The organism is Cyanobacterium sp. Dongsha4, assembly GCF_036345015.1.
Classification (GTDB): Bacteria; Cyanobacteriota; Cyanobacteriia; order Cyanobacteriales; family Cyanobacteriaceae; genus PCC-10605.
The window spans coordinates 2747905-2762480 of the sequence record NZ_CP084098.1; the positions used below are offsets into that span (position 1 = coordinate 2747905).

At 36.0% G+C, this 14576-nt stretch carries 5 protein-coding genes; 4 read left to right on the top strand and 1 reads right to left on the bottom strand.

Going from position 1 to position 14576, the window contains the following annotated elements:
- The first annotated feature begins 73 nt into the window (after positions 1 to 73).
- The 3 genes from Dongsha4_RS11860 to Dongsha4_RS11870 all read left to right on the top strand — a co-directional run bounded on the left by Dongsha4_RS11860 (position 74) and on the right by Dongsha4_RS11870 (position 13568).
- Positions 74 to 331, top strand: a complete 258-nt coding sequence (locus tag Dongsha4_RS11860; RefSeq protein ID WP_330202582.1) for a hypothetical protein — start codon at positions 74 to 76, stop codon at positions 329 to 331.
- A 10-nt stretch (positions 332 to 341) separates the two neighbouring features.
- A complete protein-coding gene (locus tag Dongsha4_RS11865; protein ID WP_330202583.1) occupies positions 342 to 1502 on the top strand; it encodes a response regulator in 1161 nt (386 codons plus the stop codon).
- 210 nt (positions 1503 to 1712) lie between these two features.
- Positions 1713 to 13568, top strand: a complete 11856-nt coding sequence (locus Dongsha4_RS11870) for a Calx-beta domain-containing protein (protein WP_330202584.1) — start codon at positions 1713 to 1715, stop codon at positions 13566 to 13568.
- A 210-nt stretch (positions 13569 to 13778) separates the two neighbouring features.
- On the opposite strand, the gene psaM is transcribed toward Dongsha4_RS11870, so the two are convergent.
- The gene (gene psaM / locus Dongsha4_RS11875) at positions 13779 to 13874 is read right to left on the bottom strand and encodes a photosystem I reaction center subunit XII (protein WP_330202585.1); all 96 of its coding nucleotides are present in this window, start codon (positions 13872 to 13874) and stop codon (positions 13779 to 13781) included.
- Between the two features lie 119 nt (positions 13875 to 13993).
- On the opposite strand from psaM, the gene Dongsha4_RS11880 reads away from it, so the two are divergent.
- Complete coding sequence (locus tag Dongsha4_RS11880) at positions 13994 to 14548, top strand: ComEA family DNA-binding protein (RefSeq protein WP_330202586.1); 555 nt, start codon at positions 13994 to 13996, stop codon at positions 14546 to 14548.
- Positions 14549 to 14576: the final 28 nt, after the last annotated feature.

Below are 14576 nucleotides of genomic sequence, written 5' to 3' on the forward strand. Positions count from 1 at the left end.
CATAATCTTTATCTATTAATTTTAACCAAAACCGATTTTAATTTATATATTAATATAAAGAATCAATATAAAAATGGATATATACTTTGAGGATAAACAAGAAAGTATGATGAAAAATGGAGTTCCTGAATTGCTAGACCCGAATTTGCTGAAATCCGCCCGTGAAATTTATAACACTTATCGCTATTTTCACATTAAATTAAGCAAACCGCCCATTGGAGTTGCTATTAATCGCAAAACTCATCGAGGTCAACTACTATTTACTAAACGTCCGATTTTACTTCCGTGGGAAAATTTTATTCCTATTCATCAAATCGAATCAGAAAATTAAAAAACTTTTTATGTATGGCAATTTACAGGAAATAGATATTAATTCTCTATTAAATTTTTTAGCTAATCAAAAAAAAACTGGTTTGCTATTAATTGAAAGAAAATATGATGTTTTCCTCAGCCCTATTTTTTATTTTATATTGATATATCAGGGTTCTATAGTATTCGCAGGGGATGAAAATTCTTTTACACTAACTAGACTTAAACAATATTTAACTGCCTATAAATTACACAATAGTATTAAATTTATTCGAGATGAAATTAGTAAAACTAATAGCATTGTTGAATATGAAGCATTATTAATATTAATAAAATATAATTATCTATCTTTTGAGCAACAAAAAAATATTGCTAATAAGATTATTGAAGAGGTTATTTTTCAAACAATAAATTTACGAGAAGGTAACTTTATTTGGCAAGATAATTTTAGTTTACAACCCCTAAACTTTTTTTTTAAATTAGAGGACATTTTACCAAAGGTAATAGAAGATTTATATCAATGGCACAAATTAAGCCATTATTTCCAATCTCCTTTACAGTGTCCTACTATTAGCTATTCAGAGCAAGAAGGATTAATTAATCAGGATTTAAGTGTTAAATTTAATCATAAAATAGATGGCAAAACTTCTTTGTTACAGTTATCTCGTTTTGCTGATAAAAGTATAATCAATGTGGCACATTTAATTTATCCCTATTGCCAACAAAATTTAATTAAAATGATTAATCGCTACGGAGTAAGTCAAGGAGAAATCAAGAAAAAAAATTATAGAAAAGTAATTTGCTTGAGTGAAAATAAAAATTGGTTGCAAGAAGTAGAAATTATTTTAGAAGAGGAAAATTATATTGGTTTAAATGCTAGTAACTTAAATGAGGGTTTAAATTATATTTTTAATACCAAAGTTGATTTGATAATTGTTCAATCAGACACAGGAAATGAAGATGCAGAAAAATTTTGTAAAATAGTTCGTAGCTTAATGGAATATCAAACTTTACCTATCATGATAGTTGCTGATAATTTCTGTTTTCAAAACTACTTAAAATTAAAAATTTATGGTGCGAATGAATACATTAGCCAGAAAATATTTCAAAAACAAGGGATTACTTTAATCAAAAAATATGTTGATGATAATTCTGAAGGAAATCTAGCCATCTTAACAACTGATGTTACGTAAAAAGATAATTAGTTGTTGTTTTGAGGTGTCAGGTGTCAGGTATCAGGTATCAGGTTTAAAGTCAAAAAAATTCACCCTTTTTTCTTTTGACTTAGTTTTCCGATTAAACAAAGAGAATGAAGTTTAACTGATAAAAATTGTCAGATTCTAGGTTATTTAATATAAACTGAAGAATAATGACTTAACGCCCTAAAAAACTGGGATTTAATTATGGCTCTTAATCTTGCATCTCATCGCACCGCTACATCGGTTGACCCTTCTACTGGTATTAATCATATAGTTTGGGCAGATAATGAGTTTATATATCATGCTACCTATAATGAAAATTCAGGCACTTGGGAAAATGCAAATGCGATCGCATCTTTAGGTAATCAAACTATTAGTAATCTTAACTTAGTCATCAATGATGGTTTAATTAGTGAAGGGCAAAGTCAATTACCCGGATTAGTAGTAGTATGGCAAGAGGGACAAAAGAATGACAGCGAATTGTACTATACAGCCGCCCAATATGACGAAGTTCAAAATTTACAATGGTTAGACACTCCCCAACCTTTAACCGTTGATGAAGTAGCAGATTTAGAGCCAAAAGTTATCGTAAAAGATAATGAGATAATCGTAGTTAGTACGAAAGTTAACATCGATAATGTCGAAAATTTATCCATAAAAGAAGATACAGACGTTTATTTTCAACAATTCACCGTCGATAGCAGTTTATTCACATCTCCACAAAATATAAGTGTTGCCAACGCCGTTTACTCTCCCCGTCTTGTCAATAATGGCGTAATTAATACAGGAGTTGTTAGAAATGCCTCCTATAATCCCTTCACCGAGAATGAAATTTTAGCTTTTAATGAAACTATTTTAGCCTCTGATGATAGCTCATTTGAAGGTTTACTTGGCTCGTGGAATGCCCAAATTTATTTTTCTGGTAGCTTACTCGACTCATGGAAATTAATAGATAGTACCCCTAATGATAGCTTTTTGCGATCGATCATCAAACCCTTTTTCGAAATTTTTGAAATTGAAGGAGTATTAAAAACTGGGGTATCTCCAGAGTGGCTAGGTAATCAGGATCGATCATTATTTGTGGAAACCGTAGCCAATTTAAAGGTAAAAACTCCCCTCGAATTAACCGCCCCTTGGAAAGTCAAAAATGATGCAGGAGGAGAAGACGATTCAAAATCCCCCATTAGCATTGGTGCATCCATCGATTCTAAATACAGTTTTGAACCCAATTCACCCTTTGATTTAACTCAAATATTAGATAAAATTACCGTAAGTGCATCCTTAAAGTTTCCTGTCGTTTCCGCCGCCGAAACCGCAGGGTTTTTCACTCTTGATTTAACTGGTAGTATTGGGGCAGACTGGGAAATTACGGGTACTCCTGATCCTATTGGGGGGGATTATTTCCCTGATAATTTTGGGGCGGCGTTGGGTGTTTTAGGAGTAGGTGCTTTAGCTCAAGGTACTATCTTACTATTAACTTTAGATAACAGTAGTAATTTATCTAGTGCCATCCTTGCAGATTTGGCTATTAGTTTAGGTGAAACTTTTGGAGCTTATATCAACGGTGTTGCAGAAGGGTTAGACTTAAGTAGTACAATTGGTTTTCCCATTATCAGTGCGGGGTTTAGTGGAGAAGTCAAAATTCCCATTATCCCTATCTTTAGTGCAGGAGTGGATATAGGTACAACTGCCGCCGTTAACTGGGGTTTAGGGGATACAGATACTACTTTTACCCTTAACTTTCCCATTGATTTTAATGTCAAATTAGGTCCTATTGGCTTTGGCTTAGACTTTTATCCCGGTTGGTCATGGACTATTTTTGACAATGACAATACTTCAAATGCTGTTACTGCAAATTTGGTGTTAGCTAGTGAGTCTCAAGCTCAAGTAATAGGCTCTTTGTTATATGTGGATTTAGGAGCAACTTTTACCGATTTACCCAACCCTAATGATTTTACCGTTACCGTTACGGATATAAGTGGTAATGAAGAAATAATCGAAGTTTTTAACGTTTTGCAAGGAAATTCTGATACTTCTGTCATCTTGCAGTTAAAAAATGTTATACCTCCTTCTGCCAATGCCAACTATTTAACCTCAGATAATCCTGACACCACAGAAAACCCCATTGTTTTAAATTTCACCAATAATGAAGGTTTAGTGGATACTAACGGGAATCTTATCCCCAATATCAACAATTTATCGGCAGAAAACAATACTCCTGACACTTTTAACTTTACCTTTAACCCCACTACAGGCAACAGTCAAAATTACAGTAATTCTTTAGCAATTAAAACTCAATCGGCATTAGAAAACATTGAGGCGGATTTAAGTCAAGATAGTTTTCTCAATCTTAGCTTAACCAGTGGTGGTTCTGTTTTGGCGACTTGGGTGGCGGATGTGCCTCCTATTAAACCCATTGCAGGTTTTGTTAATGGCAGTGTAATTACTCTCAATTTTGTGGATACTTTGGGTAATTCTGGGAGTAATGAACCAAATTTGAGTCAATTTACCGTCACGGATGAAAATAATAATAGTTACACCGTTGAGAATATTAGTAACTTAGGTAATAGTATCACCTTAACCCTCGATCGCGCCGTAGCCCAAAATACCGCATTAACCATTGACTATCAAATCGCTTCTACCACTAACAATAACGAAAGTCTTTATATCCTCAACAGCACCACTAACACTAAACTATGGATTGATAATTTTGAAAATCTTGCTTTAACCAATATTACTGGTACTAACAATGCTCCTATTTTACTAGGTATAGGTGCAATAGTAGAAAATATTAACAGTAATAAAATTACCCTTGTTTTTGACCAAAATTTGAGCGGAAATCCCATCAATAGTCAATTTGAGGTTATTAATAATGGGGTTACTTATGTTATTGACCCAACTATTACCGTTAACAATAATACCGTTATTTTGACCGTTGAACCTCCTACAGGCTCAAATTTGATTGGTATTGGGGATTTAGTAACAGTCAGTTACACGGGGAGTAACGCCCAAACTCAGCAACCGTTAACGGGTAGCGGTGGTGTGGTAGCAGATTTTAGTAATGCTCCTGTTATCACCTCTGATGATACTCTCACCACAGTTATTAAATATGGTTTTGGTCCTTCGGGAGATAATTTACTATCTAATATTACTAGCATCCCCGGCTCTACTGGTTTAAATTTATATCCTGTTACAGCTTTAGATCAAGAAGGAAATAGTGTTATTGTTTGGGCAAATGTTGATAGCACAAATATTCCTGTTAATTTAACTCCGGGGGAATACTATACTCAAGAACAATTTGAGAATATAACGGATATTTTAGCTACGTCTGATCTTTACTACTCTATTTATAATCCAAACAGTGGAGAATGGACTATTGCAGAAGCTATTGAAACTTTAGCAGGAACAGATAGTAAAATAGCATTAGGTAAAGGGGTTGATGATAATTTGATGGCAGTGTGGTTAAATACCAACAATGGGGAAACTAATATTTATTGGTCAACCCTAACCTATAATAGCGGAACACCTAACTGGAGTACTCCGAACATACTATCAGATAATGCCAAACCTGACCCTCTTACTGAATTAACTATAACCTCCTTAAATGGTCAACCTGCGGTATTTTGGACGGAAACCCAACCACCATCCTACTATGAGTTAACTACTTCTGAACAACCATTAATCTATTATCGTCTAGCAGAAACTGAAGGCACAACCCTAGTTAATGAAGGGATTTTTGGTGCAGGAGGAAATGGCACTTATAGCGGTGACGGCGTGACTTTTAATCAACTGGGTGCATTGGAAAACACTACTACTGGTAAAGGAGATTCTAATTCGGCCGTATTGTTTAATCAAGGCAGTGAGGCAACCTCTGGGAATATCTCTTTATCCGATAATGCTTTTTCCCTTGAATTTTGGTTTAATGCCTCTGAATATGTTGGTGGAGATACCCTAAATCTGTTATCTTTACAGGGGATTTTAGATTTTTATGTAGTAAGTAGTGCATCTGATAGATCTTTTTTCCGATTCCGCACCAATCAAGACACCTACGATAGTGAGGAGCAAAATCTTACTGCTAATCAATGGTATCAAATTGTCTTAACCTATGACGGTAAAAGTGAACAATTAGCACTTTATTTTAATGGGCATCCTCTTACTATTACATCAGAAGTGACGGGAGAAACAGGAGAAGAATTTTTAAGTGATATACAATTAGATTTACCAAACAATACCAGTCTCACTTTAGGAGATTTTAATAATAACAATAAAGCCAATATTTCCCTCGATGAGGTAGCTTTCTACAATAAAGTATTAAGTTATAGTAATGCACCTAGTAATTTTAATGATGTTGATAATTTAACAGGTTCGGATGTTGCCCAAATTCTACTCAATACTAACGACATTGGCAATAAATACAACTCTCAATACATAACCCCAACCCCATCTGGTGCAAAAAGTTATTATGTTACCTACAACTCAGAATCAAGTATCTGGGAAAATCCTGAACAAATTGAGCCAGAATTTGAAGTTATCCCTACTCAATTATCCTCTGCTAATAAGCCTGAATGGGATATAGTTTCTGCCACTCCTGCTAACAATAACGGTAATATTGCCCCCAATGGCACACCTGATATTTATTTACCTCTCAATCTCACTAATCAAACTATCAACAGGGTAATAAATTCGATCGAAGTTACTGCTCAAACAAGCTCAGGTAATACTTTAACATGGAGTATCGGCACAGGGGAAGGTAATCAATTAGGGGTTGTACAAAATAATAAATTACTTAATCCTTTAAATCCTGATAAGAGTTTTGCTTATACTGTTCTCAATCCTAACCTTGATTTTGATTTATTTGTCGATGCTGGAACTAATGACCCTTCTACCTTATCTAACTTCCAATATTCTATCAATGGGGGTAATCCTGTCAACTTCTCCCCTGCGGATGTAACCAGTGAACCCACAACCATTAATTCTAATCAGGTGATGGGCATTGCAACTGTTACCGAAGCTAATGATTCATCTCTTACTTTAATTGATAGTGGTTTTATTACTAATACGGATAATTCTGCCATAGGCTATGTCATTACTAACGGCGATTTAAACAATGACGGCAAAACAGATGTTATTATCGGCAATCGAGGTTATACAGATACAGAAGGTAATGTATTAAAAAATGGTACGATACAAATATTATTCGGTGGCGGTAGTGTCTTAAGTAACAGTCAAACCAATCCCTTAACAACTACTGATTTAAGTGGTAATCCTGACGGTGTTTTAATAAAAGGTATTGCAGATGGTGGCGATGGTAATGGTGATTATACTCTCAGTTTAGCAACAGGGGATGTTAATGGTGATGGTTTTGATGATTTGGTTATTGGTGCACCTAACGTTAATAATGGACAAGGGGCGGTTTATGTCATTTATGGTTCAGCTAGTTTAGCAGGTAAAACCATTGATGTTACTAATTTAGGCTCTCAAGGTTATACTATCATACCTAATATCTCAGGTTCTGTAGCATTCGGGTATTCTGTGGCGATAGGAAATTTTAACGGTGGAAGCAGTGCAGATATTGCTATTGGTACACCGGGGGCTAATAATGGTAACGGAGAGGTTTATGTTGCTTATGATGGAAATAGCAACTATTCCACTGTCTATAGTTCACAAATTGACGGAGAATTAGCAGGTTATTCTCTTGGGGTGTCTGCCTATAAAGGAACATCTAGTCCTAGTACTTTTACTAAAAATACCTCTGATGATCTCATTATAGGTGCGATCGGTTATCAGGGTAATGTCAATAATGATTGGGCAGGGGCGGATGATCTTCCTGATGGTACAAATGACCTAAATAGTTATCCTAGTTCTTCCTCCGTGCAGTTGGGTGCAGTGTATGTATTTCGGAGTAACGGCACAACAAGCAATACTTTTTCTTCAACTCCCTATGTAAGTTACACGGGAGCAAATATAGCCAACAGTAACGGCACGGCTAGTAATGTTTTAGCAGGAAGTGCTTTAGCTAGTGCTGATTTAGATGGTGATGGTACTCAAGATTTGGCGATCGCATCTGAGGGAGCAAATGATAATAATGGGGGGGTGTATGTTATTAAGGGGGGGGTTTCGAGTAACAGTAATTATCAAAACCTTGCAACTGTTGCAAATCTGAATATAGTGGGAGGCATTGCGAAAAGTGAAACAGGGGCGATTATTACCTCCGCAGGAGATTTAAACCAAGATGAGTACGAAGATTTTTTGATTACTGCACCCCAAGCAGGAAACGGCACAGGGCAAAGTTATGTGCTTTTTGGCCCCTTAGATTTAAGCCAAATTGGTAAAACATTTGATCTCAACGTCACCGCCAATGACAGCAAAACCACTTTCTTACTTAATGGTAGTCTGCCCTATCAGTTAGCGGGTACAGCAGGGGGAAGTATCGGTGATATTAATAATGATGGTGTTAATGATTTGATGATAAGCGCCCCCAATGCAGGACAAATTTATAGTCTTTATGGACATCCTTGGTTAGCGGATGATGGTAGCATCAAACTAGCGAATATTACCGCCGATAATGGCTTTGTCATAGATGGCAATTCTTACAGTAGCTTTGATATTGGTGGAATTTCCGTTTCTCAACAACAACTAAATACCTCTCCTGCCTTAGCAACCAATGATGGGGTTGTTTATCTTGCCTATAAAGGTCAAAATAACAATAATAGTTTATACCTTACAACCAGTAGCGATCAGGGGCAAACATGGAGTAATGCTATCCTTCTTCCCACTGGCATGACAACAGATAAACCACCTTCGATCGCATTTTATAATGGTGTTTTATATTTAGCTTATAAAGGGGTAGGAAATAATCAAATTAACATCACCTACAGCACTAATAATGGTCAAACTTGGAGCAATCAATATCAAATTTCGGGACAATCAACCCCAGACACTCCCACTTTAGTTGTTTATCAAGGAGAATTACTGGTTTTATTTACCTCTAATGATTCTCAAAGTCGCCTCATTTATACTCATTCAAATAATCCTCAATCGGCAAATTCTTGGTCATCCAATCAAACTATATTGACATCATCGGGAGGTAGTAATCAAACATCGGCTAACGCCATGAGTGCTACGGTTTTAAATGATAATCTTTACATTGCCTATGAGGGAGGAACAAAAAGTAACCCTTCCTCTAAATATTATATTACTTGGACTGATGACACAGATTTGAGTAGCCTGTCTTGGAATACTCATCAAGAGGAGAATATTAAAGCTACAGGTGCAGTGGGATTAACTTCTGATCAAAATAGTCTTTACTTAACCTATCGAGATAGCAACAATAATATTTATTTAGGTAATTCTAATAATGGCAATAATTGGTCTGAATTTTCTCTTATTCCTTCTCAAAATGCTATAGCAACTCCCACTCCGATTATTTCAGGAGAAGAATTAATTATTAGCTACCCTGATCAAAATAATGCCATAGATGTTATTAGTTCTGATATTCCTTATTTAAGCGCGATCGAAGCTGGAAACATAAATATAATTTTAGGGGATATTAATGGAGATGGTTTTGCAGATATTCTCTCAGGAGGAGAGGGGGGATTAGTTGTTGTCTTTGGTGGTAGCACTCAAGATTTATTAGACAGTGCTAGTGGTAGTCAAAATTTAATTATCACCCTAGAAAATGATTCAATTACGGATGCGGTAAAACTAGGAGATTACAACGGTGACGGTTTAAGAGATTTCGGTGTTTTAACAGAAAATGGTGATTTTTACCTAATTTTGGGTAACACTAACCTTTCCTCACAAAGAAATTTAACCCTCACAGAATTTGCGATTAATAATACCGTTAACGTTAATACCATAGGAGACTATAACGGAGATGGCTATGATGATTTTGTCGCAGAAAAAGACGGACAAATTCAACTATTTTTAGGCAATGCGGAAGGAAGTATTACTAATAGCTCGATGGAAATGAGTTTAGAAAACTTCACCATTGGCGGATTAGGGGATTTCAATGGCGATGGTTATGATGATTTTGGTTATGGACTTCCTCAAGCTAACATTATTGATAATAATAACCCCATTGGTAATGGACAATTTACCTCTTATCTGGGAAACAGTAACTCTCAATTTAATAACCCCGTCACTATTAATCCCTTTGATGCCTCTGCTTACTCAGGGGTGTTAACTTCTAGTCAATGGGGTATTTACGGCTCAACCGATAGCAATTCTGTTGTTAATATTAACTCGACTATATCGACTCAAGGAGTGGATTTATCGCCCTCCATCGTGGCTTACAATGGCTATTTGTATATGGTGCGTAATGATAACAATAATAATGACCTTTGGGTGCAAAGAAGTCATGATGGTTATAACTGGGAAGGGGAAGTTAACTTGGGCAGTGGTTTTCAAACGGATAAGAAAACTTCTTTAGCTGTCTTTAACAATACTCTCTATTTGGGTTTTAGGGATACCTCAGAAAGGGTTATGTATGCTTCGGCGGTGGAAGATGACAGTAGCGTTGCAGGAATTCGTTTTAATAATCCCATTCAGGTAAGTGGTAATAATCAGTTTCAGGAAAGTGTGAATGGGCCTTCTTTGATTGAATTTCAAGATCAATTATATGTGTTCTTTATTTCCAACGATGGCACGAGGGAAATTATTTACTCTGTTTCTGATACGGCTAATAGTAACAGTTGGAGTGCCAAAAAGAATATATTTGCTAATAGTTTTAATCAATCTAGTGATCATCGTGTTAGTACAACTATTCTTAATGATAAACTGTATGTAGCTTTTACAGGTAATGGTAATAACTCTCTCAATGTTGCTTCTAGTAGTAATGGCACTGATTGGAGTCGTACAGTATTGTCACAGTTTGCTAGTTCTGAGGGGCCTTCTATCGTAGCAGGAAATAATCAGCTTTATTTATTCCATGAGGGGGCAACTTCTAGCGGTGGTAATGATTTTCAGGTATTTTATCCTACCTCTACCGATGGAGTTAATTGGACAAATGCGATCGCACTTGCTGATAATGTGATTGATGATGCACCCTATGCCACATTTTTTAATCAAAGTATTTATGTAGCAATGGCAGGGTTAAATGATGATTCTCTCAATGTCTATGTATCTGATCCATTTTATGAAAGTAATCAAACTCAACAATTAGGTAGTCAACTCCAAACTATTGGCGATTTTAATGGGGATGGCATCGAAGATTTTGCCGTTTTAGCAGAAGGTTATATTGCTGATTTAGGAATTTTAGATGATTTAGCCTATAAAAATAATCGAGGTGCATTATTTATCTACTATGGTAAAACTACTGGTATAACTAACACTTCTCTCCCTGATGTGGTTTTAGCTTATACAACGGTTTCTGATGGTGATGATCTTTATCAGATGACTAATTTTAGCGCGATCGGTGATACTAATGGTGATGGTTTTGACGATATTGCCATTTCCTCTCCTAATACTTCTCTCACCAGTGACAAAACAGAAGATGGAGTGGTGACAGTGGTATTCGGTGGCACGAGTTGGGGAAATCAATACTCGAAAGATAATCCCTTTGACTTAAGAAGCCTGAGTAATAATCAAAATCCCACTAATAACTCTAATGATAACGGTTTTACCATAAAAGGTTTAGCCAGTTCTCAAGCAGGTATTGCCCTTGACGGAGGGGATGATGTTAACGGTGACGGATTTAGTGACTTTGTTATCGGTGCACCTGGAAATAACGATAATTTGAGTTTTGTCTTGTTTGGTAGTGACTTCACCCAAAAAATTAATCAAATAGGTTCGATCGGTGATGATATAATGATTGGTACAGCCACAGGAGAAACATTTATTGGTAGTCAGGGAGAAGACCAAATTTATACCAATGGTGGCGTGGATGTTGTTTATAGTGCCAATGATGACGACTTTATCACCGTTAGTGATACTTATTTCCGCCGTATAGATGGTGGCACGGGAGTAGATATATTAAAATTTACCGGTTATAACCGACAAGATTGGGATTTAACCAAATTTTCAGGGCGTTTACACAACCTAGAAATTCTCGTCACAGAAGATTATGGGGCAAATACCCTTACTATCAACTCTCTCACTGTTAATCAAATCTCAGACAATAACACCATTACAGTGGTGATGGATAAAGATGACACTCTTAATCTCAGCCCAGATTTTGCAGAAGATGGATTCGTCAATCAATACAATCAAAGATTTATCCGCTATACTTCCAATACCTCATCAGCGACAGTCTTAGTCAACAGTCTTAACGATGTCAATTACTCTCCTATAGATTTCTCCTTATACAACACAGGAGTAGATGATTCAGGGGTTAAAAGACCCAATGGTACTATTAACGATATACACTATGAATTAACATCATTCCCCTCAACCAGTGTCGGAGAAATTATTATTACTGACGGTAATACTACCATCTCAAGTTTTATCCAACCTAATCAACGTAATAGTAATAATAGTCTAAGCACGGCACCGGGGGACTATACTTATAAAACCTATTTGACAATTCCTGAAAGCGTTAATCCCAATGGTATATCTATCAATGGAAAATGGGCTACTGATGATGAAGGTATAACGATAAAAGTAAACGGAGTTGCTCAAAATCTATCGGTAAATCCTAATTTTAATACTGGTTTTGTGCCTTTTACTCTGGATGAAGGATTTATTTCAGGAGAGAATGCGATCGAGTTTACTGTCAATAACGCAGGTACTACCAATAATCAAACCTACTTGCAAGTACAATTTGAGGATGTTTTTGTTGCTAACGGCAATGCAAGTATAAAATTTACTGCACCTATCACTAATTCTCCTGAAGTAATTACCATTGCTGAAATTAGCGAAAATGCTACTATTTCTGCCTCATCAACTCAAGGAATTTCTAGTGATATTTTCACCGCCGACAATGTCGATGATAGCCAAACTCGTTTATTTGTTTCTAACCCTACTGCTAACGAAGCTAGTGGAGAAATAGAGTTTACTATTCAACGCACAGGAAACTTAAATAAATATGTCCAAGCTCACTATATCAGCACCGATGGAAGGGCAAAAGCAGGAAGCGACTATAATCCCGTGCTAGGAAGATTAATATTTGCCCCCGGAGAAACAACTAAAACTGTTTCCGTGCCTTTACCGTTAGATGATGTTTATACTGGCACAAGGGAATTTGGTTTACTGGTAACTCTCGAAAAAGAAAGTAATACTCCCCTTAATAATCAATTTTCCATTTATGTTGATCCCACAGATGGACAAATTCGTAATTGGAATCATATCATACTCGATCGCCCTTTGAGTGTTATGAATGGTGATTTAGAATTTAGAGTGACAGCCAATGAAGGAAAAGCCGAGACAAAAATTTACTTTGAAGGAGATAGTAATTTTAATAGCTACTACATTTTTAATCTCAAAACCGAAAAATATGAACCCTTTATCCTTAACGGTGATTTTGGGGCAGAATTATTTGACGAAAATGGAGACGGTAAAAATGACGGTGTTATTTTAAATCTCCAAGATGGTGGCGATTATGACTTAGATGGTGTAGAAAATGGAATCATTCATAAAAGAGGATTTTTCGCTGATGGTGATGCCCCAGAAATTATTTTAGACACTGCCATGTATCGTTTTCGCAGTTTAAACACTGACGGCAGTTATCTTTATGTAGGCGAGGAGGAAAGAGACTCTATTTTAACCAACTACACAAATAGCTTTATTGAAGAGGGATTAGCCTTTTATGTCTCTGATACCCCTGAAGATGGCTTAGTAGCTTTCAATCGTTTTCGCAATACTAACCAGACAGGAGGATATATTTACGCAGGAGAGGAGGAAAGTCAGTCTATACAAGCAAATTATCCTAATTTTGTCTCTGAAGGCATTGCTTTTTATGCTTATCCTCAAGGTGCCCAGATGGCAAATAATATTACTCGTTTTCAAAATAGTAATTTTCCCGGCTCATACTTATATACAGCCTCCCCAGAAACAGAAACAGTAATAACTAATTATGCGAATACCTTTAATCTGGAAGGGTTAGCTTTCGAGGCTTTAGTTTAGCTGAGGTGTTAGGTTTCAAGTTTCGGGGTGTAGGGGTGTTAGACGATTGGGGTATTGAGGTATTGGAGTGTTAAGGTTTATTCAACACTTTTGCCCTCTCTCCTTTCGAGGGGGGATAAAGAGGGATGTCTTTTAAGGGGAGACACGGAGGGGTTTACCCCTTGCCCTTTGCCCTTTTAACATTAATTCCTAATTCCTAATTCAATTAGTTTATTTGTACAATTCTGTAGCTAAACGAAAAGCTAAAATACCGGGGATTAAAGCAATAACCAAAGCCACGAATACTTGAGTTTCAGAAATAGGCATAAGAAAAAACTCCTGTAATAAAGGTAAATTGATACAATTTGTAAATTACTATTTAATGTGCCTTAAGATGGTAATAATTGCATGAGTTTGTAATAATTTGCAACAGAATTAAGTAAGTTATGGTTTTATCTCGTTGGTTTGCTTCGGCTAATAAAATAAATATTCACAAAAATGCTCTTGCATCTAAAATAAAACAAGATCCTTACTATCGTTTTCAATCAGACTTAGAAATCGAGGTTGGAGCACAATTGGGGATAAAAATAGATGTGAATATTGCTTCTGTAGATGATTGGCTAAGACTACCGGGTATTTCTATTACTCAGGCGAGGAATTTAGTAGAAATAACCAATTCTGGAATAAATTTTCTCTGCTTAGAAGATTTAGCGGCGGCCTTGGGAATATCCGTTTTAAAAATACAGTCATGGCAACCTATTTTATATTTTGCCTATTATGCTGATGATAGTTTTCATGCACCAGCAAAAGTTAATCCTAATAATGCCACACTTAACCAATTAATAAAAATTCCTAATTTAAGCCAAGATATAGCTCAACAAATTCTGATTGATAGAGAAAGCAATGGTAAATATCGTCATATTGCTGATTTACAAAAAAGGCTTAATCTAACTCCAGATTTTGCTTATCATTTAATGAATTACTTTCAGTTTTCTAACTAACCTGAGTTTTGGATAAATTTTTCTGGTT